Origin of the sequence: Holospora obtusa F1 (assembly GCF_000469665.2) — a bacterium.
Lineage (GTDB): Bacteria > Pseudomonadota > Alphaproteobacteria > Holosporales > Holosporaceae > Holospora > Holospora obtusa.
In genome coordinates, this window is record NZ_AWTR02000083.1 from 1 (window position 1) to 24,527 (window position 24,527).

Annotated in this window: 21 protein-coding genes and 1 pseudogene; 9 read left to right on the forward strand and 13 right to left on the reverse strand. The window is 34.5% G+C overall.

Annotation, left to right across the window (positions count from 1 at the left end; all coding sequences use genetic code 11):
• Positions 1-399 precede the first annotated feature (399 nt).
• Both P618_RS08050 and P618_RS05050 read right to left on the reverse strand, forming a co-directional pair.
• Entirely contained in the window at positions 400-651 is a 252-nt protein-coding gene (locus P618_RS08050; RefSeq protein ID WP_021827524.1) for a hypothetical protein, read from the reverse strand.
• Positions 652-1,119: 468 nt separating this feature from the next.
• Complete coding sequence (locus tag P618_RS05050; RefSeq protein WP_021827525.1) at positions 1,120-2,802, reverse strand: vWA domain-containing protein; 1,683 nt, start codon at positions 2,800-2,802, stop codon at positions 1,120-1,122.
• A gap of 319 nt (positions 2,803-3,121) precedes the next feature.
• On the opposite strand from P618_RS05050, the gene uppS reads away from it, so the two are divergent.
• Together uppS and dnaX are read left to right on the forward strand one after the other, a co-directional pair.
• Positions 3,122-3,823 carry a polyprenyl diphosphate synthase gene (gene uppS, locus P618_RS05055; protein WP_040458540.1) on the forward strand — a complete coding sequence of 234 codons (702 nt, stop codon included), beginning with the start codon at positions 3,122-3,124 and terminating at the stop codon, positions 3,821-3,823.
• A 3-nt stretch (positions 3,824-3,826) separates the two neighbouring features.
• Positions 3,827-5,425, forward strand: coding sequence for a DNA polymerase III subunit gamma/tau (dnaX, locus tag P618_RS05060; protein ID WP_024161240.1), 1,599 nt, complete (start codon positions 3,827-3,829; stop codon positions 5,423-5,425).
• A gap of 211 nt (positions 5,426-5,636) precedes the next feature.
• Here dnaX and P618_RS09510 read toward each other — a convergent pair whose 3' ends face one another.
• Positions 5,637-5,990 (reverse strand): integrase core domain-containing protein, encoded by a 354-nt coding sequence (locus P618_RS09510; RefSeq protein WP_084024605.1) that lies wholly within the window; start codon positions 5,988-5,990, stop codon positions 5,637-5,639.
• Between P618_RS09510 and P618_RS08055 the strand changes: the two genes are divergently transcribed.
• The gene (locus P618_RS08055; RefSeq protein ID WP_021827530.1) at positions 5,913-6,071 is read left to right on the forward strand and encodes a hypothetical protein; all 159 of its coding nucleotides are present in this window, start codon (positions 5,913-5,915) and stop codon (positions 6,069-6,071) included. The two genes, P618_RS09510 and P618_RS08055, sit on opposite strands and share 78 nt — an antisense overlap.
• Positions 6,072-6,535: 464 nt before the next feature.
• On the opposite strand, the gene P618_RS08880 is transcribed toward P618_RS08055, so the two are convergent.
• From P618_RS08880 to P618_RS05075, 4 genes are all read right to left on the reverse strand, one after another.
• The gene (locus tag P618_RS08880; protein WP_275574335.1) at positions 6,536-6,664 is read right to left on the reverse strand and encodes a hypothetical protein; all 129 of its coding nucleotides are present in this window, start codon (positions 6,662-6,664) and stop codon (positions 6,536-6,538) included.
• 63 nt (positions 6,665-6,727) lie between these two features.
• A complete protein-coding gene (locus P618_RS05065; protein WP_021827533.1) occupies positions 6,728-7,324 on the reverse strand; it encodes a hypothetical protein in 597 nt (198 codons plus the stop codon).
• A 113-nt stretch (positions 7,325-7,437) separates the two neighbouring features.
• Positions 7,438-8,967 (reverse strand): transcription termination factor NusA, encoded by a 1,530-nt coding sequence (nusA, locus tag P618_RS05070; RefSeq protein WP_021827534.1) that lies wholly within the window; start codon positions 8,965-8,967, stop codon positions 7,438-7,440.
• A complete protein-coding gene (locus P618_RS05075; RefSeq protein WP_021827535.1) occupies positions 8,964-9,437 on the reverse strand; it encodes a ribosome maturation factor RimP in 474 nt (157 codons plus the stop codon). Before P618_RS05075 ends, nusA begins: the two co-directional genes overlap by 4 nt.
• Before the next feature lie 1,383 nt (positions 9,438-10,820).
• Between P618_RS05075 and P618_RS05080 the strand changes: the two genes are divergently transcribed.
• From P618_RS05080 to nikE, 4 genes are all read left to right on the forward strand, one after another.
• Entirely contained in the window at positions 10,821-11,720 is a 900-nt protein-coding gene (locus P618_RS05080; protein ID WP_021827536.1) for an efflux RND transporter periplasmic adaptor subunit, read from the forward strand.
• A 198-nt stretch (positions 11,721-11,918) separates the two neighbouring features.
• A complete protein-coding gene (locus P618_RS05085) occupies positions 11,919-12,956 on the forward strand; it encodes an ABC transporter permease subunit (protein WP_040458541.1) in 1,038 nt (345 codons plus the stop codon).
• Complete coding sequence (locus tag P618_RS05090; RefSeq protein WP_021827538.1) at positions 12,953-13,957, forward strand: ABC transporter permease subunit; 1,005 nt, start codon at positions 12,953-12,955, stop codon at positions 13,955-13,957. Before P618_RS05085 ends, P618_RS05090 begins: the two co-directional genes overlap by 4 nt.
• Positions 13,954-15,546 (forward strand): nickel ABC transporter ATP-binding protein NikE, encoded by a 1,593-nt coding sequence (nikE, locus tag P618_RS05095; RefSeq protein ID WP_021827539.1) that lies wholly within the window; start codon positions 13,954-13,956, stop codon positions 15,544-15,546. The genes P618_RS05090 and nikE overlap by 4 nt, the downstream gene beginning before the upstream one ends.
• A 129-nt stretch (positions 15,547-15,675) precedes the next feature.
• Here the strand turns inward: nikE and P618_RS08705 are convergent.
• Positions 15,676-15,816, reverse strand: a pseudogene (locus tag P618_RS08705) (transposase); the annotation flags it as partial.
• Positions 15,785-16,120, reverse strand: coding sequence for an integrase core domain-containing protein (locus P618_RS09515; protein WP_420805332.1), 336 nt, complete (start codon positions 16,118-16,120; stop codon positions 15,785-15,787). The gene P618_RS09515 and the pseudogene P618_RS08705, both read right to left, overlap by 32 nt.
• Before the next feature lie 1,858 nt (positions 16,121-17,978).
• Here P618_RS09515 and P618_RS08065 point away from each other — a divergent pair.
• On the forward strand, positions 17,979-18,431 hold the full coding sequence (locus tag P618_RS08065) for a hypothetical protein (RefSeq protein ID WP_162147091.1): 453 nt from the start codon (positions 17,979-17,981) through the stop codon (positions 18,429-18,431).
• Positions 18,432-19,104: 673 nt separating this feature from the next.
• Here the strand turns inward: P618_RS08065 and P618_RS05110 are convergent.
• The 4 genes from P618_RS05110 to P618_RS05125 all read right to left on the reverse strand — a co-directional run bounded on the left by P618_RS05110 (position 19,105) and on the right by P618_RS05125 (position 23,756).
• The gene (locus P618_RS05110; protein ID WP_420805331.1) at positions 19,105-20,289 is read right to left on the reverse strand and encodes a potassium transporter TrkG; all 1,185 of its coding nucleotides are present in this window, start codon (positions 20,287-20,289) and stop codon (positions 19,105-19,107) included.
• A 257-nt stretch (positions 20,290-20,546) separates the two neighbouring features.
• A complete protein-coding gene (locus P618_RS05115) occupies positions 20,547-22,040 on the reverse strand; it encodes an NAD(P)(+) transhydrogenase (Re/Si-specific) subunit beta (RefSeq protein WP_021827549.1) in 1,494 nt (497 codons plus the stop codon).
• 281 nt (positions 22,041-22,321) lie between these two features.
• Complete coding sequence (locus P618_RS06150; RefSeq protein WP_021827550.1) at positions 22,322-22,891, reverse strand: DUF3501 family protein; 570 nt, start codon at positions 22,889-22,891, stop codon at positions 22,322-22,324.
• Positions 22,892-22,988: 97 nt separating this feature from the next.
• A complete protein-coding gene (locus P618_RS05125; protein WP_024161245.1) occupies positions 22,989-23,756 on the reverse strand; it encodes a response regulator transcription factor in 768 nt (255 codons plus the stop codon).
• A 485-nt stretch (positions 23,757-24,241) separates the two neighbouring features.
• Here P618_RS05125 and P618_RS09520 point away from each other — a divergent pair, with 485 nt between their 5' ends.
• The gene (locus tag P618_RS09520; RefSeq protein WP_162147092.1) at positions 24,242-24,376 is read left to right on the forward strand and encodes a transposase; all 135 of its coding nucleotides are present in this window, start codon (positions 24,242-24,244) and stop codon (positions 24,374-24,376) included.
• The last annotated feature ends 151 nt before the right edge of the window (positions 24,377-24,527 follow it).

Here is a 24,527-nt window from a genome sequence, read left to right on the forward strand (position 1 = left end):
ACGGACGAAAAATATGATTATTTCAAGCAAAAATCAACTATTGCTGCGTAACATCAGTAAATAATGTTTATAGTGCTTTGAAAGAGAAGATTCCCAATCTCATGGGCTCTAATCTGTATCGATGCCTCAAAAAACTAAATATCTTACCCAAAAAAAAGAGTATGCTCCTGAAAAAAAGTAAATTTATCCCCTTGGATTTGTTCGTATTGACAGTACAGAGGGTCCTCACAGATCAAGGGAAATGCGACCTTTTTATGGCCATTGATCGGGCCACAAAGTACGTTTATGTCGAGCTCCATTCAAAGATGTCGGTTAACGAGTTAAGTGCATTTTGAAAAATTTGATCGCCCATTGTCCTTTTAAAATAACGAAAATTTTCACAAACAATGGGGGCGCAATTTATCTATGGACTTCTTGCACAATACCTGAGGCCAAAAACGCACCGCCTTTGATGTGATATGTAAAAAGCATAACATTGAACACAGATTTACCAAATTCAAGCATCCTCGAACCAACGCTCAGGTCGAAATCATCAACAGAATCCTCAAACACTACACAACACAGGTTTATTTTGACAAAGACCTCGATGAGCTGAAGTGACATATGATGATTTTGTGCTTTACTGTAATCATCAAAGAAAGCTGAAATCATTGAAATATCAGCCCCATTTTGATATTATCATGTTAGAATTTGAACGTAAAAAGTTTTAATCAAAACCTAACCACATGTTGTTGGGACTGAACACAGTTCTATATAGACATTTTTGTAACCCGATCAACACTTTTTCTTTTTTGGGCGTTCTCTTTAGATTCTTGTATTTCTTTTCTGATTCTTGGTGTCGTCTTGGCATTAGTATACAATAAATTTTCCCATAAATTTCTTCCTTTGCGTTCTTTGTTAGATTACACCATAAGAGTTCGGAACTAAACAAGTACATAAAAAAATAAACTTAACACAAACACAGAAGAAACAAAAATTTATTTTTTCTGTGTACATACGTTTAGGTGCCTCTTTTTTTAAAAAATTCTTCGGATCAACGTTTCCGTGCTTACTTCCAAACCGTTGAACAGCTCCAAAGAAGAGGGAGTTATCGCGTTTGTTGCTTTTTATTCATTTAACTTATGTCTCAGTTAAATTTTGATAAACAGGCAAATTTCCACGATGAGAAAAAATAAACGATTTTTGGTCACTGTAATGGTATTTAGAGCTTAGCACATAGCAAGGGGCGTCTTTTGCGTAATAAAAATCACATTCAGCTTTGGAAATTTTTGTTTTTAATACGGAATGATGTGTACATGTAGTGTCCCACTGTGTTTTGAGTTTAGTTAAAAATTCTCGAAAGCTCTTTACATATATCGTATAAAGATAATTGGTCAATATTCCGGAAAAAGAATCCACGACACCTATTTTGAACGCATAGCGATTCTCAGTGTGTCGCATAACTCTAAATGTTAGCGAGTGATGCAACAAGAAACAATCAAACATTTCTCCTGGATTAAGATCTTTAAAAATCGCAGATAATTTTGGATAATCAACTTCAGATTCATCTCGTTTTTGTACATTTAAAGTTTCAAAATCTTTTAACGAATATCCCAGCGCTTTTGTATCGTAAATACGGCTTCCTCCATAATAATCAGTTTTTAGTTTTTTTATTTCTTCTACCAGCTGGTCTATATTTTCAAAGGATTTAGGTGATTCTTCGTTGGGATCATAGCGCCAAATTTCTCCTAAATCATTGCGATAAATTGCAGTTGCATGGGATGTTGTTTTTTTTTCGTCGATTTTGTGGATTGAAAAAAAGTTTATAAAAATTTTCCCTGTATCTGAAAAGGCATCCTCTAAATGTTGTTTTAAGTCTTCTGGGGTAAACTTAGCGTTTGTAAAATTTAAAGAAATGGGAGAAATAAAAAGATCACAATCTAATAGTGAGTATCTGTCTGATGTAAATGAAAAAGAATCTCTATAATCAGAATAATTAGAGTTTTCAAGTAAATATCCTTGTTTACTGAGTAAAAACCCTTCTCTAGAAATAAATTTATGAAAAATATCCAAAATATTTGAGGAAAACGTTGTGTCTTGTGAAATATGCGTATTGAGAAATGTTTTACTAAATGTACAAAAATTATTTTTTTCTTCCCATTTTAGATAATTTTTGTAATTTTGATTCTGTTCTTGATGAGTGGGTATCACAAAATTAACAGCTAAACGAGAAGTGAGTTGATGATTTTTTAAAGCATCAGACACTTCACGATAAAGGCTTTCTATTGTTTTATCTTCTCTTTTTTTTGAGTTCTTTAACCCTTGATATAACGAATTTTTTAGCTCAGCAAAAACTCCATTTTCAGCACTTACCTCTTGAAATTCAGAAAGAAGTCGTGTTTTTGAGAGCATTTCATGAAAAAGTTGTGATTTTTTTGGAGAAAGCACAAGCGTTTTGATTAGTTTTTTGCTTGGTTTTTTTTCTGCAATCAAACTTCTTACAATGGATTCATAATTTTTTGAAATTTTTTCGATTATTTTTTTAAACTCACAGAATTTTTTGTTTTGAAATAAGCACGAATTAATTAACCACATCAAACTGTATCCATTGCACCATCCTTGGCTGTGATCAATGTTTTCTTTAATTGCATGATTTTGAAAAATTAAACTCTCTGAAAGATGCTTTTTTTGAAAAATTTTATCTTCAAACGCGAGATAAGCTGCTATTACATTAAACGTTTGAGTAGAATTTGCGATGATAAGATTTCCTGCAAACGAGGTTCCTTTTAGAAAAAAAAATAAAATATAAAAAAATTTTTTCATTTTAAGTTTAAAAAAGTTAAAATGTATTGCGAAAAATACTGTATCATTAAAAAAAAATTAACGCAAGTAAAAAATAAAAGCGCCAAACGTAATAAAAACGTAAAAAATATTAATGAATAAAATTTTTTAAATAATCTTTATTTGTTTTTAAATAATAAGTTTTAAAAATATTTGTGTGTATTTTGATAAAAAATTATATTTTTTCTAAAAAGCAGGTTATTTTTCAGAAGTTTTAAAATAATACATAAATTAAGGTATTCCTTTTTTCCTAAAAATTCTCTAGAATAGTGTGTAGTTTTTAGTATGACGCAAAATATCATTGAAATCAGATTTGCATATTGCCATTATTATGGACGGCAATGGTCGCTGGGCAGAAGCACAAGGGTTAGATCGATCTGTGGGGCATATAAAAGGCGCTGAAACTCTGCGAAGTATCGCGATAGCAGCCATAGAAAATTCTGTAAGGTATTTAACCGTATACGGGTTTTCTACAGAAAATTGGAAGCGTCCTGCGTCTGAGGTTGGTACGATTTTTGATATATTTCAAGATTATTTAAAAAATGAAACATATCGTCTTCACGAGGAAGGCGTATGTTTGCGCATTTTGGGAGATAAAACACGATTCTCTACTTGTCTCCAAGAGCTTATTCAATGGGCGCAAGACTTGACCGCACATAATAAGCAGCTGGGGTTTCAAATTGCTATGAACTATGGTTCACGTTTAGAGATCGTAAGAGCTGTTAAGGTGCTTGCTGAACAGTGCACCAGACAAGAGATAGAAGTCGATGACATTACCTGTGAGGCGTTTTCAAAGGTTTTGGAGACAGATCCTTGGCCAGATCCAGATCTTTTGATTCGTACAGGGGGAGAAGTTCGGTTAAGTAATTATTTATTATGGCAGTTAAGCTATGCTGAGCTCTTGTTTTTAGAAACGTATTGGCCAGATTTTACAAAAGAGCATTTCGTACAAGCCATATCAACATATTATCAACGTCATCGGCGCTATGGTAATGTATCATGAGGAATGTATAACCCGTTGTCTGCGCAAGAATTATCTCATTATCGTGTATTAGCACGAAAATATCGTCCAAACTTTTTTAAAGAGGTTGTAGGTCAGTGTCCGTTTGTGGAAATGATCCAGAACGCGTTAAGTCAACCTAAAATTCCGGGAGGGATCTTACTCACGGGCACTCGAGGAATTGGAAAAACAACTTTGGCTCGGCTTATTGCAAAAACGTTAACCTGTCATGAACTTGTACGTCAACGAAGTATTACCCCTTTAGAGCCTTGTGGTTTATGTACTTCTTGCCAAAGTTGCTCTTTAGATACACATTTGGATATTCAAGAAATAGACGCTGCTAGCCACACAGGAGTAGACGATATTCGTGGATTATTAGAAAGTTGCCACTATCGTTCATTAAGTGGAGCGTTTTATCGCGTTTACATTATTGATGAAGTTCATATGCTTTCTAAAAGCGCTTTTAATGCACTGCTTAAAACGTTAGAAGAACCTCCTTTGCACGTCAGTTTTGTTTTTGCGACTACCGAGGCTCATAAAATTCCAAAAACGATTGTTTCTCGATGTCAGCAATTTCATTTGAAACGATTAGAAGATAGGGAATTAAAAAATTATCTAAAATCAATTTGTTTAAAGGAAGACATTGTATGTCAAGATCCTGTATACGATTTGTTAGTACAACATTCAGAGGGAAGTGTAAGAGATGCGTTTTCGCTATTAGAACGCTCAATTCTTCTGGCAGGCAAAGAATTAGATGAATCTGTGATCAGAAATATGTTAGGGCTTCCTCAGTATTCCCAAGTGTATGAAACACTACTTCTTTTAGGAAAGCAGGATATTCCAGCTTTATTAAAACATGTGAAACAGTTGTATTATGCAGGAATAGATCCAAAACGTTTGTTAGAGCAAATTGCTCAAGGATTATATTGCATCGTATTAGAGCAATTTTCTGTACAAAAAAAATCCCAAGAAAATTGGGACTCTTTAACAGATTATTTTGGAATTTCTGATACCACTGCGTTGTGGCAGTGCATTATTCAAGGATTTGAAGAATTAGAAAAAAGTATGTTTCCGTTCATTTCGTTGGAAATGCTCTTAATTCGTATGGCTCATATGAAGAGTCTTCCAAATTTAGAGCATATTTTGGATGTATGGAGCGGAAAATCTCTTGATGAATCTCACGAGCACAATCAAGAAGTTCGAGCTAAACAATCGCACTCACAAAAAACTTTTGAACCTAGAAATATGGAAAGTAGTGAAGATTTTCGTAATTTTTTGTATTTTTTAGGTCAAAAAAAAGAAGATCTTTTAAGTGCACAATTGATGAAGCAAACAAATTTTTGCAAAGGAAGTGAAAACTCTCTTTATTTGTATTGGTTGTGTGAACATCCTCCGGAAACGCACTGGATTGCTCGTGTTTCTGAAGCAGCATCTTCTTGGGCTGGAAAAAAAATCATTGTACACATTCATCCTTCTGAAGATTCTGTGATAAGTTGGGAACAGCAAGAATTACAAAACAAAGCTCAGCAAACCGAGCAATTAATGAAACATCCTTTGGTGCAAAAAATGCAAAATGTGTTTCCTGGATTGCAGTTAGATGAGTAAGAAGATTTCAATACTGACGTTTTTCTAAAAGAGTCTGCGTACATTTTTGTTTTTCCTTATGAATTAGAGACAAAGTATGCGTTGTTTTAGTTAAATATTTCAAAAACAATCATGAACTTAAAGTCATTTTAGAAAAAATATCATGAAATCAGCATGATCATTACCCCCCTGCGTAAATCGCTGTGTATTCTCTCAAAAGAGTTTTCTCCTTCTAGGATATCGGGAAAGAATCACACAACATGTAAAAACTGATATATTGACAAATCCATGTTAGCGGAACAATACAACTATTCAGTCCCAACAACATGTGGTTTGGATTATGATTAAAATTTGACGTGTTACGTTCAAATTCTAACATGATAATATCAAAAGAGGGCCGATACTTCAGTGATTTCAGCTTTATTTGATGATTATAGTAAAGCACACAAGTCATCATATGACGCTTTAGCTCATCGAGGTCTTTGTAAAAATAAGCTTTTGTTGCGCGTTGTTTGAGGGGGCTATTGGTGACTTCGACCTGACCGTTGGTCCAAGGATGCTTGAATTTGGTGAACCTGTGTTCAATGTTATGCTCCTTTCACATCACATTAAAGGCGGTGCATTTTGTTTTTTGGCCTTAGGTGTCGTGCAAGCAGTTCATAGATAATTTTCGCCCCATTGTCTGTGAAAATTTTCGTTATTTTAAAAGAACAATGGGCGATCAGATTTTTCAAAAATGCACTTGACTCGTTAATCGACATCTTTGAATTCAGTTCGACATAAACGTACTTTGTGGCCCGATCAATGGCTTACAAAAAGGTAGCTTTTCCCTTGATTTGTGAGAACTTCTGTACTATAAATATGAACAAATCCAAAGGGATACATTTCTTTTTTTCAGGAGCCGACTCTTTTTTGGGTAAGACATTTAGACCATTTTTTTAAGGCATCAATGCAGATTAGGAGCTCATGAGATTGGGAATCTTTTCCTTCAAAGCACTATAAACATCATCAAGCGTAAGCTTAAAAACGCGCCTAAATTCACACACAATCTCTTGCTTCTGTTGCAAATAAAATGCTTTGGCTGTGCAGGGCCAGAGCATTTATCTTGAACACAACCGGCTTTCTTCCTCTTCAAAACAGTTTTAATAGTGAAGGGCCAGACGCTTTGCTATTTCTGCGGCGCTCTCCACAGAGTTTTTTTTGCATTCCTTTTTGGACTTGAAGCATCATCTTGGCATTTCTATGCAGTATATTTCCCATAAATTACCCTTCTTTAGCTTCTTTATAGGTTATACCACAAAGAATGTGGAACTAAACATGTACTTAACTCGTACCCTCTAAATGGTGTGTACTTTCTGACAGATCTGTACGTTTTGACTGATTTATACTTCCTGACTGATTTATATTTGTTCTGATACCAGAGGCCTTCAGCCTTCTTTTTGCTATTCTTTGTTGCACGCTGTCAACTTGTTTTTGTAACTCGTCATTAATGAATATTCTCATACCTTCCTCTACACCTGTACGCTTATCAATTAAAGATTCTGCATCGTCCTTCAGCTGCGAGTGTTTCTTTTGAATTTCTGAATTTATACGGTTTTCTTTATTAAAAACACTAATAAATCCTTGTATTTCTTTAATATTTTTTTGATCTATTTTTGTTGCTCCTTTCTCCAAAATAAGCATATTTAGAATTTTTTGAATTTTTTCAATAGATCGAGCCTCTTCAGGAGAACTAGATTTTAGATCTACTTTAATTTTGTCAAGATCTTTTAGAATAATTTCTTGCAAAACTAATTTTACCACCCCAGAATATTGTACAAAATCTTCTTGTCCTTCCTTTGCTAAACATTTACCATAATTAAAAAAACACATCAATGCTACGGGTAAAAAAAAATTTCTTAATTTTAAAATATTGCTCATTGTTTTAAATTTTTAAGGTTAACATAAATATTGTAATAAAAAAATAATAAAAAAAGATTTACAACACCTAATGCTAACTTCTATCATATATTCAAAACAAAAGAGAGCACTTTTTAAGAAAGAGAATTCTGGTCCTGAGAACATAACATTCGTGCGCGCATAATAAGCTCACCCAATACTTGAGTGCTTACACCATGACGCACTCCTTTTAAATAATCCTCCAGCTCTCCTAGACTGAGTTCAGAAAAATCTTTTAATGTTAAAATTTTATGAGAAATCAAGGATTCTAACATATAAGGCGTACACAGATCCATCAATTTAGGATCTCCTTGAAGTTCAATAAACTTATTTTTATAATTTTTTTCTTCTTCCTCTAAGGCTTCTAACGTTCGAGATCTCAATTCTTGTGCAATTTCTAAAGTAAACCCTTCTAACTGCATCAGCTCTTCTTGAGAAGTGGAAGCAATGTCATGCAAAGATTCAAACCCTTGAAGAACTAAAAAATGAGCTAAAAATTCGTCCAAATCTAAGCGCTGAACAAAAAGATTGATACGCTCTTGAAGATCTTGAGAACGTTTTTTCTGTTCTTCAGAAGCGCTCATGATATTAATATTTGCTCCAGTTAATTTACATACCAAAGAAACATTTTGTCCTTCTCGTCCAATTGCAAGATTTTTTTGCCCATCAGGCACAACAACAGTGTATTGGTTGCTTCCTTTTTCTACCACCACTTTAAGAACTTCTACAGAAGACAATGCGTTAACAATAAATTCTGGTGTTTCTGCAGACCACAATACCACATCAATTTGCTCTCCTTTGAGCTCTTCTTGAATAGCCTTAACGCGGTTTCCACGAACTCCAACGCATGTTCCAACGGGAGAAAAATTTCTTCCTTTACTTGTAAAATTATGGGAAAAAACCGCAACTTTAGCTCTACTCCCAGGCTCTCTAACGATTCCTTTGATTTCAATTAAACCTTGCGCGATTTCGTCTACTTCTCTAATAAACAATTCGTGCAAAAATCCAGAATGCGTTCGGGAAAGAAAAATTTGTGGTCCACGAACTTCTCGACGCACTGCATATATATAAGCTTTTAATCGATCATTAATACTATAATTTTCCCATTTTAAAAGATCGCTTCGCAAAATCATTCCTTCCGCGCGTCCAAGATCTACAACTATATTACGACCTTCAACGCGCTTAACGGTCACACTGACCATTTCCCCTACTCGAGATTTAAACTCTTCGTACTGAGCTTTACGTTCCATTTCTTGAGTTTCATGTTGTAACGTTTTTAAAATACTCGTTACTTCAGAGCGAGAAAATTCTAATAAAGGTAAATATTCTACCCACTCTCCATTAATAACTTTTCCTTTAGTATTTGAAAAAATATCTTTTGAATTAATCTCTTTAAAAGGACACGATACTTCATCCGTAATCAAACGGTGTCGCGCAAGTTGAATATTTCCAGTTTCTGGATGAATTGAAACCCTAATATCATTTTTAGACCCATAATGCTTTAAATATATCTTAGAAAATGCTAACTCAAAAACTACTAATAACGCTTTTTTATCTAAAAATTTTTCTTTTGCTAATCCCTCAATTTCTTTCAATAGCATCGGACCAATGTTTTGTATGCTCATCCTTTTGTCTCCTTCTCAGTTTCAAATTTGTGCACAAGTTTACAAAATCTAATGGAAGACCATTCTATAGAAAGTATACCGTCTTGATCTAACGCCAAAACAATTCCACTTCCTAATACATTTTGCAGTATCCCCTCATATTTCTGTCCTTTGTTTCCTTGTATTCCTAACAAAATACGGGACCCAATATATCTGCGATAATGATCTGGAGTTACCAGAGGACGCTCTACCCCTGGAGAACTGATCTCTAAAATTTGCTCATCAGTTAAAAGCTTTTTTTCTTTTAGAAGCTGTTGAATTCCTGAAGAAAGTTTTTCGCATTCATATAAAGACAATCCTAAGGTTTTCTTATGCTCAATCATGATGCACAGATCTGGCTCTTTTTTAATTTGCAGAATGATTTGTACTAAACTGTACCCTAAGTCTTCTAGATAAGGATTCAAGGCGCTCCAAATTGATTCTCTATTCATATCAAATAAAAAGAAAAAAAATGCATAGCATCTTTTTTCTTAGAAACCTCGCTTTACTGGTATAATTTCTTGATTATAAAAAAAAAATGTTTTTTTTTCAAGCCTAAATATCATTGATGAAAAATTTGTTAGGATTTGATTGAAAATTTTTAAAATCTCGTAAAAATGCGTTAGTGATCAATCGAAATTTTAGATGAGTGAACAAAAAAAGTATGTGTAACCGGACTGTCGCACTCCATATATCTTAACATCGTAAAAACTCAATACTAAATTAAGCACAGCACAAACAGTATAAAATTTTTCATATTTTACTTATAATTATTTTCATACTATTTGAACGTTGCGTATACACAAACTATTTTTTGTATAAAAAAATTCGAGAGCTTTCACCTAAAGATAGATAGCAGTGTTTTTTGATAGTGATTAAAAATTTCTGATGTCGTAAGCGCACACCAAAGCTTGATTGATCTGTACACCATAAAATTCCTTCTTGGAAAGGACTTTAGTACGTCTCGTCGCGTCCTAGGTGATGTCTTGTATTGCTATTATATGTATACAGTGCCTGATTTTCCAATATTATGGCGGTTTTTTTGTAAAACTTTAGAGAAAGCATCCCAGTCATTAGTATAAAATGAGCAATTTTTCAGATGTTTGACTTTTTCGTAAAGTCGTGTGAATGTTGCAGCATCACGATTCCCTGTAAAGTTCTCCGTGTGCTACGATCAACGGCTTTGATAATTCAAAGTTTTTGACTTTTTTTGGAAAAAATACCACATTTCATCAAATTTCATTGCTTGAATGTGACTTGAACCCGATGATCCTTATATTTTTTCCATCTCTGCCACCACCCACCTGTACATAATAGAAAAAAAATGTTCAAGAATTTTATCTATCATATTAAAAGATGCCTTAGCTAAAGAGTATAAAATAACGCATAAGGTTTTTTTGATAGCCGTTTCCCTTTTGCCTCTTTTGCCACCTTCAACAAAGGTATAACCTCATTTCTTGCACTTATAGCTCTGACCCCTTGCGTACTATACCGTTCCTTATGCAGTTTTCGGAAGTACAGTTCTTGCAATGCATTGCTGATGACCTTAATACGACACTATAGTTGTATTTTAACATAAATCTATCTAAACATCAAAACTATCAAAAATTCGTTGAAATCCAATTTGCAATGATAAATAACATATTTTATTTTCAACAAAAAAAGAAACAAAAATAAAAATGCAAACGAGAAATGATATAAATATTATAAAATTTATTTTCTTATAAAAAAAATTATTTTTTTATCTGTATTTTTTTGTCAATATTTGTTACGATCAAAGACGGTAGAGCAAAAGTTTGCTTAGTAAAAACACAAGTTCTTTTTAGGAGTTTTTTGTGAGACGATCTAAAGTCAATCTAAAATATATAGCGATAATAGCCGCTTTAGGGTTTTCAGGAGCGCTTTATTTAGCAATACATTCTATGAAAGCTCCTGTTTCTTATACTGGAGAAATGAATCCACAGCCTTATTTTCACGGAATTTCAGGAATTGGAGTTGTTGAACCGAAAGAAAAAGTATTACATCTTGCGTTTCAACAAAAAGGTGTCATAGAAAGTATTTATGTTGTTCCAGGGCAACGTGTAAAAAAAGGACAAATTTTGTGTGCTTTAAATCAAGAGGAAATTGATGCACGGATCGGCGCATTGCAAGCAGTTTATGAAAATGCTTTGATTCAAGAAAAAAAAATAAAAGAAAAATCTTTAATTGCTGAAAAGTTATATAAAAAAAAGGTTTTTTCAGATCATGAAACTCGTTTAAATGTCTACAACGCAAGGCAAGCTTCAGCCAAACGAAAAGAATGTGAAAATCTTTTGTATCAAGCAAAACTAGAAAAAGATCGCCATTTAATAAAAGCACCTACCGATGGCACTATTCTTTCTTCCAACTTACATCAAGGACAGTACAGTTTACCAGGAAAAGAAGTCGTAATCATGGGGGATTTAACAAAGTTAACAGTATGTGTGGAATTTGATGAAATGTACGCAGAATGTCTTCCTCTTACAGTCACAGCCCTAGGGAAAACAAGATCAATTACTCCTCAAAAAGTTTCCTTAAGATTGCACAGAATTGACCCCTATATTTATCCTAAACGTAATTTACCAGGAATACACTCTGGCATTGATTCTAGAGTACTTCATGTTTATTATGACATTATTTCTAATTCGAAACCATTATTTACGGGGCAAGAATTAGATGTCTTTGTAGAAAAAGATACAAATTCTAAACAGAAATGAAAAATTTTACCTCACCAAAAAATTTGAACTAAAAAAATATGAAGTTATAGATGAATTTCTTTGATTGTTTCAGTCGGTAAGAATGTTTTTGTATAAAGTAGCGCTAAGAGCAGTTTAAGGTTTTGTAGGATAGATTTTTTCAAGAAAATTTGAGATAATGCCGTATGTTTGTATGTAAAACATCTTGGGTCTAGGTCATTGCCTTATATATTAAAACGTTTTTTGTTAGTTATACCCACTTTATTTTGTATTATTTTGCTAAACTTCCTGATAGTGCATTTAGTTCCAGGAGGACCTGTCGAACAAATGCTTCATCGCATGGAACTTTCTGCTCAAGAACATAAAGGATGTGGGAGTACTGTCACAGATTTCGGGCAAGATTCAGTCATTCAAGAACTCAAGCAAAAATTTGGCTTAGATCAACCTCTTTGGAAGCGTTTTTATACAATGCTTAAACAATATTTAACTTTTGATTTCGGAAAAAGTTATTTTCGTAATGAGTCTGTAACTACTTTATTACTAAATAGTTTACCTGTTTCTTTATCTTTGGGGATATGGTCTATGCTATTTATGTACGGTATAGCGATTCCGTTGGGTATTCAAAAAGCTGTACACAATGGAAGTTATTTTGATTTTTGTACGAGTTTGATCATGATGCTTAGCTATGCGATTCCGACGTTTTTATTTGCATTACTTTTAATGATTTTTTTTGCAGGAGGAAGCTTCTTCTCTTATTTTCCTATTCAGGGATTGTTTTCTTGGGATTGGAATCAACTGTCTTTTTGGGAAAAAATTAAAGACTACATATGGCATTTGGTATTACCTGTTAGTGCGCAGGTATTAACGGGCTTTGCAGCTCTGACTTTTTTAACTAAAAATGCATTTTTGGAAGAGCTTTCTAAGCATTATGTCGTTGCAGCCAAAGCTTTTGGATTTAAATCTCGTACGATCTTGTTTAAACATGTGTTTCGTAATGCGATGATCGTTATGATGGCGCACTTACCTTTAACTCTATTTCATGTACTTTTTTCAGGAGCTTTTCTAGTAGAGATGATTTTTTCTTTAGAAGGTATTGGGTTGTTGAGTTATGAAGCAATTGGGAACCGAGATTATCCTATTATTTTTGGATCTCTTTACTTATTTACTTTAACAGGATTAATTTTACATGTTTTTAGCGATTTATTGTATACCTGGATTGACCCAAGAATTCATTTTGAAGGAAGTAAACGATCGTGAATACATTTTGGATGCGATTTAAGTCTCATAAGCGAGGACTTTGGGCGCTGCGTTTACTTATTGTCATGATAGGAATAACATTCACAGTAGAGTTTTGGTCTAATGACAAGCCCTTACTGATCGTATGCGATACAGGAGTTTTTTTTCCGATCTTACGTTATTATCCCGAAACGTATTTTATGAAGGGAGAAGATTTGGAGATGGACTACTTAACATCAGAATTTAACATTTTTGTTAAAAAGCATCGTGCTTGGGTCATTTGGCCTCCATATCGTCATAGCCCTTATCGTCTTTCGGAATCCAATCATCCCGTTCCAAGTGCTCCTTGCGCTCTTCACGTCTTAGGAACCGATGAGCAGGGAAGAGATTTGTTAGCTAGGCTTGTCTACGGAACGCGTATATGTCTCACATTTGGGTTGTGTGTTGCTGTATTTGGAACGATTTTGGGAATATTTATTGGAGCGATACAAGGATATTGGGGAGGAAAATTTGACTTATATACTCAGCGTTTAGTAGAAATCTGGTCAGGTTTACCGGTATTGTTTATGCTAATGATTATTGCTAATTTTTTAACGCCTTCTTTAGAATTTTTAGCAATTGTGATGGCACTTTTTAATTGGCGTCCTGTGTCTGCTGCAATTCGTGCAGAATTTTTGAAAGCCAGGGGGCTTCCTTACGTATTATCTGCAAAAGTTTTAGGTGCTACAGATTTTCGTATGATGTGGCGTCATATTTTGCCTAACGCTATGGCTACAGGAATTGCTCAGTTTCCTTTTCTGGTCAATTCTGGAATCGCATCCCTTGCATCTTTAGATTTTTTGGGCGTAGGATTAAAAGCGGGAACACCATCGTTAGGAGAATTGTTGCAGCAAGCAAAATCTAATCTACACGCGCCTTGGCTAGGAATTTATCCTTTGTGCATGTTGGCTATCATCCTTATTTTAGTCACATTAACCGGGGAAGGGCTAAGAGATGCGTTAGATCCAGGGCGAACATCATGAGTACGTTGTTGTCAATTCAAGATTTTTCTTTAACGCTTTACTCTGGTCTTTCCAAATATCAAAAAAAAATTTTACACCATGTCAATCTCGAAATTCCTTCTGGAAAAACGCTAGCATTGGTGGGAGAAAGCGGTTCGGGAAAATCTATGCTAGGACTTTCTATATTAAAACTCCTTCCAGGAACTCTGTACGCAAGTTATGAAGGAAAAATTTTATTTGAAGAAAAAAATTTATTACTATGTTCGGAAAATCAGATGTACGATATTAGAGGAAAATATATCAGTATGATTTTTCAAGAACCAAGTAGTGCGCTTAATCCTTTAAAACCTCTAAAAACAGCACTTAAAGAAGTTTTATTATTGCATCGAAAACGAGATTTTTTACATAAAGACGATGTAGAATCGGAAATGTTTGATGTTTTAGATAAAGTCGGGTTTTCTCATGCTGAACAGAAAATGGGAGCATACCCTCATCAACTTTCCGGAGGTCAAAAACAGCGCTTAATGATTGCCATGGCGCTTGCCGCAAAGCCAAAATTATTGATTGCCGATGAACCTACCACCGCTCTAGATGTTACTTTGCAAAAAGAGCTTTTAATGCGCTTAAAGCATATTCAAGAAATTGAGGGGATGTCAATTCTTTTTATCAGTCACAATCTTCCCTTAGTCAGCAGGATTGCACACTTTATCAGCATTCTCAAAGAAGGAAGTTTGGTTGAACAAGGAAAGGCTCAGCACATATTGTTAGCGCCTTCTCATCCGTATACGCGAAAATTATGGAGTAGTATTCCAGAGCGATGGGTTCAAGAAACGCATCCGGCTATCAATACATCAAAAGTTTTGCTTCAGGTACGTAATTTAGAAGTCATCTTGAAACATAATAAAATTTTGCATGATATTAATTTTGATGTTCATGCTGGCCAAACAGTTAGCATTGTGGGAGAAAGTGGTTCAGGAAAAAGTACGCTTGCTTTTGCAATTTCTCAATTAATTCCTTATTCCGGTAAAGTTCTCTTTCAAAATAACGCACTATCTTCTTTTTCAACCAAGCAACTTCGTCAAGAGCGTCGACACTTTCAAATGATTTTTCAAGATTTATTTTCAGCTTTAAATCCTCGAATGTGTGTATCTGATAGCTTGATGGAAGGCATGAAAAATTATAATTTGTGGTCTTTAGAAGAGCGCACTGAGAGAGTTCAGAAGATTTTGTCTCAAGTCGAGCTTTCTTCAGACATCTTATATCGGTATCCACATCAACTTTCTGGTGGTCAACGGCAACGCATTTGTATTGCAAGAAGTTTATTGTTAGAACCTCAACTTTTAATTCTAGATGAACCCACCTCTGCGTTAGATGTTACAGTTCAAAAAGAAATTCTTCAACTTTTGGTGGCATTACAAAAACAAATCCATATCGGATACATTGTCATTACTCATGACCTAAAAGTTGTGGAAAGCATTGGTCATCACGTAATTGTGCTAAAATCAGGACATATTGTAGAACAAGGTCTTGCTATGGATGTTCTTAATTATCCTAAACATGCGTATACTAAAAGATTAATGGAATCTGCAAAATGGGCTATTGCAACTTAAGGTTTGTGAAAAAACGTTATATATAGTAATTTAGCATGAAAATAGGATTTGAAAGAATGCGGAAATAGCCTCGTAAAGTTTATCAAACTGGTTAATTTGGTTCTTAACCCATCTTTTCATATGAGCCTAAAATTTTTCTACTGAATTCAAATCGGGTGAGTATGGTGGTAAAAAGATGAGTTGACAATCAACAGATTCGATCAACTCTTTCGTTCTTTAAGATTGATGAAATGCGGCATTATCCATTATTACAATTTGCCCAGATTCTAATTCCGTAATTGTTTAGTCCCAACAACATGTGGTTTGGATTATGATTAAAATTTGACGTCTTACGTTCACATTTCAATATGATAATATCAAAATGGGTCTGATATTTCAGTGATTTCAGCTTTCTTTGATGATTATAGTAAAGCACAAAAGTCATCATATGGAATTTCAGCCCATCGAGGTTTTTGTAAAAATAAGCTTTTGTTGCGTAGTGTTTGAGGATTCTGTTACTGACTTCGACCTGACCATTAGTCCAAGGATGCTTGAAGTTGGTAAGCCTGTGTTCAATATTATGCTCCTTGCACATCACATCAAAGGGGGGCGTTTTGTTTTTTGACTTCAGGTGTTGCGCAAACAGTTCATAGGTAAATTGCGCCCCATTGTTTGTGAAAATTTTCGTTATTTTAAAAGAACAATGGGCGATCAAATTTTTCAAAATGTACTTGACTCGTTAACCGACCTCTTTGAATGAAGCTCGACATAAACGTATTTTGTGGCCCGATCAATGGCCTACAAAAACGCATTTCCCTTGATCTGTGCGGACTTTCTGTACTGTCAATACGAATAAATCCAAAGGGATACATTTCTTTTTTTCAGGAGCCGACTCTTTTTTTTGGGTAAGATATTTAGTCTTTTGAGGCATCGATGCAGATTAGAGCTCATGAGATTGGGAATCTTTTCTTTCAAAGCACTATAAACATTATTAAGCAGAAAGCTTAGAAACGCGCATGAATTCACACACAATCTCTTGCTTCTGTTGCAGATAAAACGCTTTGGCTGTTCAGGTCCAGAGGATTTATCTTCAACACAACCGGCTTTCTTCCACTTCAAAACTGAAGGGCCAGACGCTTTGCTATGTTTAGCGGTGCTCTCCACAGAGTTTTGTATTCTTTTCGGACTCAAAGCGTCGTCTTGGCATTTCCGTGCAGTATACTTTCCATAAATTAGCCTCCTTTAGTGCCTTATAGGTTATACCATAAGAATGTGGAACTAAACAATTATGCGTTATGGGATGATCAGTGAGGTAGGATAAAGGATGGTTTACCTAGAAAATCAGGGGGATGTGGCAGAAGGATATCTTGTTTGTTGAAACTGTTTTATACCGTTCCCTAAGGGAATTTCTTGGCGTAGTCTTTTCGGAAAAGTTTGGTGATTTAAAGCCATCCACACCCGCTTTACCCGTTGAAGCAAAAGAACGTATAAAAAAAGGTCTTTGAAATTTTGTCGCAGGACGCTGATCATAAGTGCGAGGTGATCGATGCAACTATTGTGTGAGCTCATCAACACAGCTCAGTCTCTAAAAAAAGCATAATCAAGTCATTGAATGCTTCGCTGGGGGTCTGAGCACCAATCATGCACCACGCGACTTCCATGAAAATTCGGCATTTTTCAACCTTACACAAGGTCAATACCATGATTGGGAGGAAGGTGATGCGGTGCTTTCCGATAAGCGTACGATTCCGATGAAAGGGGGCGGCGAAAACTTAAAAAAATAAACGTGATTCCACCTAAAAAGAACTGTTTTTTAGCCTTAAAATTATGATAAATATCTTTTTCCGTCACTTGATCGAAAATTTTTTGCTAAACTTAAGAAAATATCGCGCCATTCACTTGGCTTCAATTGTCGTTTGACTTATTTGAGGACAGGACCTAGTAATTTAAAATGAAAAATACTCAATAATATTTCTTAAAAACATTGTAGATATATTAGCAGTCATCGATAAATATAGTTCTATATAGACGTTTTTGTAACTCGATCAACACTTTCCCTCTTTGGGGAGCTTTTTTTAGATTCTTGTATTTCTTTTCTGATTCTTGGCGTTGTCTTGGCATTGGTATACAATAAATTTTCCCATAAATTTTTCTCCTTGCGTTCTTTGTTAAATTACACCACAAGAGTTCGGAACTAAACATTGAGAGTATTTTAAAAACATGCTCTGTAAATTATTTAGCTAAATTAATTTAGGGAAATAGGTATTAGATACATTTTTTAGGATTTTCATAAAAATTTTTTATTTAAGAGAACATCAAATAGATAAATATTTAATTTAATTGAATGTATATTATATGATGTAATAAACAAAACAGTATAAAAAATGATAAAAAAAATAAATGTATCTTATATTTTTATAACATATTCATTCCTAATTTCGAATCTGTACGCTGTGTGCGATCCGATTGACAAAACATTAACGAGCGTAATTAAAAAAGAAAATGGCAGAAAGTTTGCTACGAATCAAGAATGTGCACTCGAAATATCAGACTTAGTTGGGAATTTTTGGATGAATTTTTCTCAACAAGATCAAATGGAGCATCCAGAACCTAGGGTTCGTGTTCAACACGTGCTTCCTTTATTGACCAGAAATCAAAGATTACTTAATCTTCATGATTCCAGAAGCTTTGAAGATTTTTTGAGTGAATATAAGAAGCTTAAAAATTTCAAAACTAGTCCTGAGTTCGTTCAGAAATTTTATGACAACATGATGGATATTTACAAAAAATACTTTAAGCATATTGGTCAGGAAACATACCCAGATGAACGTTCATCTTTTAATAAACCAGATTCACTAAAAACTGGTCCCCTTTTTGTGCAAAATTCTATCTCAGTTCGAAATTAATAAAATTCAGTATACTTTGATATTAAGTATCAGTCGTAACTTTTGTGCTGGGTAGTGTCGTCACGAGATGTTCAGCCAAAAAAAAGCATATAGCCAATCCAAATAGTTGTAGCAAGTGGCGGTTAAAAAGATCGTCAATAGCAAATGATGAGTGGAGCGACGAATTTACTTTTCCTGAGCCCTCTTTTTCTCGGAAAGATTAAGACCCAAGAGAATATAGAAGGAGCTATCTTTATAGTAAATTAGCTTGAAAACGGGACAAGAAGATGTTATGACAAAGAAACAATACAGCTTAGATCTAAGTGGGAGAGTAATAGAATATATTAAGCTTGGTACCAATCAAGACACGATGTCCAAGAAGTAACGTAAGTAGCTGATGGATTAGGTACCAAAAAGGCAGAGACCATTAGAGCCCCCACGCTTAGGAAGAAAGGGAAAAATAGCCCCAGAAAAGCTAAAGGTTTATGTTGAGGTCAATGAAGATAAAAAATGAGCAAAAGATAGAAAAACTATTTAATGCTAGTATTTTTGTGTATCGGCGATTAAAAAAAATAAATGTTTAGTTCCTTATAAGTTATACCATAAAAATTTGGAACTAAACACCAATAAGGAATCAATAAAAAATAAGTTCTAATGACGCATCCAATACGCTTAAAATATGTAGGAAACAAGTTTACTTGAAGGTAATCAAAGAGCTGACAACTAAAATGATAATTGCTTCTAATCTTCCTAACAGCATGGTAAAAATACCAATCCATTGCTCTATAGAAGAAAAATTTTGAATATAAGTACCCACAGAGTGCATTTCTCCACCAGAATTTGTAATTAATCCACAAGAAATTAAACAAGAAATTTTTGGAGCATGCCCCAAAACAGAGAATAATAAAGACACCCCTATTGCAACTATACCGTAAATAAACGTACTTGTAAGAAGCAATACTACATCTTCTTGTTGAATAGCTTTTTCATTGTATTTCAAAATACTAAAACGTTTTGGACGCAATATTTTTAAAATTTTATTTTTACTGATCCGATACATAAGTTGAACACGAAAAATTTTAAATCCTCCAGCACTAGAACCGCTACATCCTCCTAAGATAACCAATCCTAAACACCACAATGAAGAAAAGCTATTTAAAGAAGGAGCAGAAACAAAACCTGTAGAAGTTATGCAAGATACTGCGTAAAATATATGGTCAAACGTTAAGCAACGATTTGTACACATCACAAAGAAACTCGCAACGCACACTAAAGAATATCCACGAATTTGGTCATTCTTAAGCAAACTTTTGAAATGATAAATGCCTTGAACCATCCCGATAAAAGGAATCGATCCCAATATCATTCCTATAATTAACACAAATTTTTCATAAAAATTAAGCATAAGTATAGGGGCATTTCTTGCCTGAATTCCTCCAGTTGAAACACAGGACATACTGTAGTGCAAACACGTACGAAATGGTAATGTTTTATTGCTCCATAGCAACATTGCAAGGAAAAACGTCAGTCCAAAGTATAAACAAATGATATGTAAGGCCATCGTACGAGTTCTTGGAGTGGTTTTTTCAAAATTTTGAGAAAATTCACTTAATAAAATCAAACTGGAATTTAATTTTAATGCGGGAATTAGAGAAAAACTAAAAAGTACGATACCAATTCCTCCTATCCACTGAATAAAGACACACCAAAATTCAATCATAGGAGGAAGTAAAATATTGGAGGAAATTAAAGAAACTCCAGTAGTCGTTAAGCAGGAAACCCCTTCAAATAACGCAGAAGAAAATCCCTGATTTGGAACATGAACATAGATTGGAACACTGACAATGATGGCCACTACCCCCCAAAAAATTAAAGTCATCAAAGCTTTTGTTTCAGGGGTAACACAAGAGATGCGAGGAACTGGAAATGCTAACGTTCCAAGAACGCCAAAAAATAAACACCCCGTACCACATAATACAAATGTTTCTAAAATTTCTTTACGATCATGAAGATAAAAAAAACAGATCATCAAAAAAAAACACGCAGACAAAAAAACCAAAATCCAACTTATAGAAGAAACTACCCACAAAGTTCTTCCGTACCTATGCCAAGGAATTTTATAATTAAATATATTGTTTACAACAGAGCAAAAGCTTTTAAAATGTCTTCGCATACTTTTTTCCCATCTCCAAACACCATGTACGTTTGAGGAAGATGATATAATGGATTTCCTATACCTGAATATCCTGCTTTCATAGAACGCTTAATAAAGAGCACTTTTTTTGCTCGATACACTTGAAAGATTGGCATTCCATAAATTTCAGATGAAGCATCTTCTTCCGCTAAAGGGTTTACCGTGTCGTTTGCCCCAACGATAAGAGCAATATCTGTATCGGGTAAATATCGATTTACCTCTCCTATCTCCAGCATATCCTCTAAGGGAACATTCGCTTGAGCAAGCAGAATATCCATATGTCCAGGCATACGTCCTGCTACAGGATGAATTCCGTAATGAACTTCACACTGATTGGCTTTTAATAACATTACCAATTCTTGTAGAATCGTTTGTGCTTGAGCAACAGCGGCACCGTACCCAGGAATGACCATTACACGCTCGGAAGATTTTAAAAAAAAAGCAGCCTCTTGAGCAGAAATCGCTTGCACTCGATCTTCTGAAGAAGATGACTCCTTCTTTTTTTTACAAAACCCCCCTGTAAACACTCTTACCAAGGAACGATTCATACCTTTGCACATCACGGCAGTTAATACAGCTCCGGAAAAGCCAACAATGGCTCCTACAATAATTAATAACGGATTGTTAGAATATATTCCTAAAGAAACACACGCCCATCCTGAGCATGAATTTAAAAGAGATACGACAAGTGGCATATCTGAACCAGATACAGGAAGAATCATTAAAATACCAAAACTACTGGAAACAAGCATACTTATGGTCAAAGCACACATAGAAGGATAATTTAAAAACCAAAAAATGCTTCCTAACGTTCCAAAAACTGCAAAACAACACATACTCAAAAAAACTTTTAAAGATGGAGTATGCGTAACAATATTTTGAAGTCTTAGAACTGCAAAAAGAGATCCCGTAAACGTAATAGCACCGATGATTCCCCCCAAAAGAATTTCAAAAAAAATACAAAAAGAAACCGACTGTAAATTTTTAAGATAAACATGGGCCAACACCATGCTAATACAAGAAGCTCCAAGGCCTACTAAGCTATGAAATAACGCCATTAATTGAGGAAGCCCTGTCATAGCGGTATATCTTGCCACGATGGAACCGAGAACATTTCCCAACACCGCGGAAAAAAATAAAATTACCGGAAAAACCTCAAAGCTTTCAGGAGTCCGATACCACTGCGATAAAATTTCAGCCCCATAAGGCGCAATAGCACACATCATGCCTATTTTTCCTACCCATGCACAATATTGAGCACGACTAAAAGAAGTGAGCATTTCAAATGCTAACAAAATCAACCCCAGCGCCAAAGACATACGAAAAGAAGGAAAAAACGTAACTATTCCAAAAATTGATCCCAACACCATTCCTTTACGAATCTCAGGCACCAATAAACGAACAGAACTTAAAGAAATCAAAAATGAAGAGCTCATAAATATCCTCTTAAACAATATGACAAACGCTCATCGGTTACTCATCTTCCATTGTTGACCATTTTTTTGAATTTTTCAAGAATATTTCGATACTTTTTTAAACCTGTTAATACTTTGGTGCACTTAGGTCTCAAAATCTGATTTTTTTTAAAAAATTTTTTGTGTTAATAATAAGATCCAAAAAATAATCTAACTATTTTCCTAACGTTTCATTTAAAAAAACACCCTCTACGCAAAATTTTTGCTTACTTTTTCAAAGAAGATTTTCACAATACAAAAAACTAAACAAAATCTTGACCTCGCACAGATTCAGGAATGCAAGCATACGCAGAATAACAGGGATGATCAATCCTAATATGATCCGGAAAAGGGCTATTTTTTGGTATAACGAAACGCAAAAAATTTACACTTAATGCTTTTTCTCCTTCGGGAATCCACGTATCCTCGGGAAGTAAACTGGCAAAATATTTTTCATTATTAATGCAAACATACAAATAAGACACAAAATTCCAAAGTTTTTTTAATTGATCATGGCGCACCTTTGGATCTAAATATTCCCACATAGCTGTAATAGTAATCACATTTGATTGTGGGATTAAAGGATTATAAATTAATATCTCTTCTTCTATTCCATCTGTTCGATTTTCTGCCCAGAGCATTTCCTGAATTTGAAACCAGACTAACACTTTATGTTCAAACGTAACTCCTAAATCTGATCCCAGCTGTACATGGCGCTGACGCTTAAGTTTCAGAATTTCTGGAATAATTTTACTTCGCTCTTTTCTAAATTGATGACAACACACATCTTCAACTGAAAGCGGAGTATAAACAGAAGGAAAAAACGGTATCATCAAAGACTCCTAAAAGACGGATTCACTATTTTAAGAATCGTACCACCTTTTCTATCAATACAAAAGTGTAAAATATAGCCCCACAATGAAATTATTTTCAAGGAGTTTTCAAATTTAGAACTGAAGCAGATTCACTGGAAAGAAATGCAGATTTTTCACTTTTTTTGATCGGCGTTTCTATTTCTCTTTCTTCTGGTTCTCTCAACACGTACCCTCTCCCCCAAATTGTTTCTACATAGTTTCCACCACTTGGGTGAATGTCTGTTAATTTTTTACGAATTTTACAAACAAAAACATCGATAATTTTTAGTTCAGGCTCATCCATGCCGTTGTAAATGGCGTTTAAAAAACTTGTTTTTGCCAAAGTGATTCCTTTTCTTTTCATTAATAATTCCAAAATCTTATATTCTGTTCCTGTTAAGCGAACAGGATGTCCATCAAACGTAACAGAACAATGGTCAAGATTAATTTCCAACTTCCCTACTTGTATAATTGAACACGCATGCCCTTCTGCGCGCCGCGCTAATGCTTTAATACGTGCTACAAGCTCTTCTGCCATAAACGGCTTCGTTAAGTAATCGTCAGCACCAAACCCTAACGTTCGCACTTTTGCATCGATTCCTTGTTCCCCAGACAAAATTAGCACTGGAGCGTGAGAGCACTCTCTCAATTTTTTTAAAAGCTCATATCCGTCAATATCAGGCAACAACAAATCTACCAAAATAACATCGTAATGATAGAACCGCGCAATTTGAAGAGCAGGTTCTCCCTCTGCACAAATATCTGCAAGAATAGATTGTGCATCCAAAATATTTTTGATAAGACTTGAAGTTTCTTCATGATCTTCAATAACCAAAACTTTCATTTTCATCTCTCCGGTCCTTATGTTGCTATCCTATAAGACTTGCTATTGAAAAAACGTTAAGTGATTCATAATACTTTTTATTAAAGCCATCTGCTAAAATTAACACAATTCTATCCTATTGCCATACAAGCTGGAACAAAATATTACAAAAAAAAAATGCTTAATGCAATATAATTTTTAGAATAAATTGAGAAATGCCGCTAGCATGTATATTTTAGAGTAAATGAGCGTATATTAGGCGTGTTGCGTCAATATTGAATTCTGTAAAAATGTTTATGTAAAATAACGAGAATTATAAATAAAAAATAACACAATGGTAAAATACACAAAATTTAGCTATAATACTGGGGCCTATCCTCACTTAAGTTGTCTTTTTTTGATATTTTTTGAAAATTCAAAGGAAATGTGTGTTAAATAAAACGTTATGCGTTGAAAGATGATAGTGGGATCGGAGAGAGGAGAGTTTACCTGAAAAAATCAAGGGCGTGACAGCCAAGGACAATCTTCTGTTTTTTGAGGCTATTTTATACCGTTACCGTGGAGGAATTCTTTGGCGTAATCTTTCAGAGAGGTTTTGTGATTTTAAAGTCATCCACACCCGCTTTACCCTTTGGAGCTAAAGAGCGTATGGAAAAAAGGTTTGAGGACGTTGTATCATAGCCTGTGGCAATGGCGCGGTTCTGCCTTGAGTTTAGCAAAAAAAATCTCGATCAAGTGACGGGATTTATAAAGATTATTTATCATAATTTGATGACTAAAAATGGTTTTTTA

What these genes read in the sequence shown, in the direction of transcription:
- P618_RS09515 (WP_420805332.1), bottom strand. Translation starts at nt 16,120, where the DNA reads ATGTGCAAGGAGCATAATATTGAACACAGGCTTACCAACTTCAAGCAT.
- P618_RS05065 (WP_021827533.1), bottom strand. Translation starts at nt 7,324, where the DNA reads ATGAGCAATATTTTAAAATTAAGAAATTTTTTTTTACCCGTAGCATTG.
- P618_RS05125 (WP_024161245.1), bottom strand. Translation starts at nt 23,756, where the DNA reads ATGAAAGTTTTGGTTATTGAAGATCATGAAGAAACTTCAAGTCTTATC.
- P618_RS05050 (WP_021827525.1), bottom strand. Translation starts at nt 2,802, where the DNA reads ATGAAAAAATTTTTTTATATTTTATTTTTTTTTCTAAAAGGAACCTCG.
- P618_RS06150 (WP_021827550.1), bottom strand. Translation starts at nt 22,891, where the DNA reads ATGATACCGTTTTTTCCTTCTGTTTATACTCCGCTTTCAGTTGAAGAT.
- P618_RS05110 (WP_420805331.1), bottom strand. Translation starts at nt 20,289, where the DNA reads ATGACTTTAATTTTTTGGGGGGTAGTGGCCATCATTGTCAGTGTTCCA.
- dnaX (WP_024161240.1), top strand. Translation starts at nt 3,827, where the DNA reads ATGTATAACCCGTTGTCTGCGCAAGAATTATCTCATTATCGTGTATTA.
- nikE (WP_021827539.1), top strand. Translation starts at nt 13,954, where the DNA reads ATGAGTACGTTGTTGTCAATTCAAGATTTTTCTTTAACGCTTTACTCT.
- P618_RS08880 (WP_275574335.1), bottom strand. Translation starts at nt 6,664, where the DNA reads ATGGGAAATATACTGCATAGAAATGCCAAGATGATGCTTCAAGTCCAA.
- P618_RS05115 (WP_021827549.1), bottom strand. Translation starts at nt 22,040, where the DNA reads ATGAGCTCTTCATTTTTGATTTCTTTAAGTTCTGTTCGTTTATTGGTG.
- P618_RS08050 (WP_021827524.1), bottom strand. Translation starts at nt 651, where the DNA reads ATGATTTCAGCTTTCTTTGATGATTACAGTAAAGCACAAAATCATCAT.
- nusA (WP_021827534.1), bottom strand. Translation starts at nt 8,967, where the DNA reads ATGAGCATACAAAACATTGGTCCGATGCTATTGAAAGAAATTGAGGGA.
- P618_RS05075 (WP_021827535.1), bottom strand. Translation starts at nt 9,437, where the DNA reads ATGAATAGAGAATCAATTTGGAGCGCCTTGAATCCTTATCTAGAAGAC.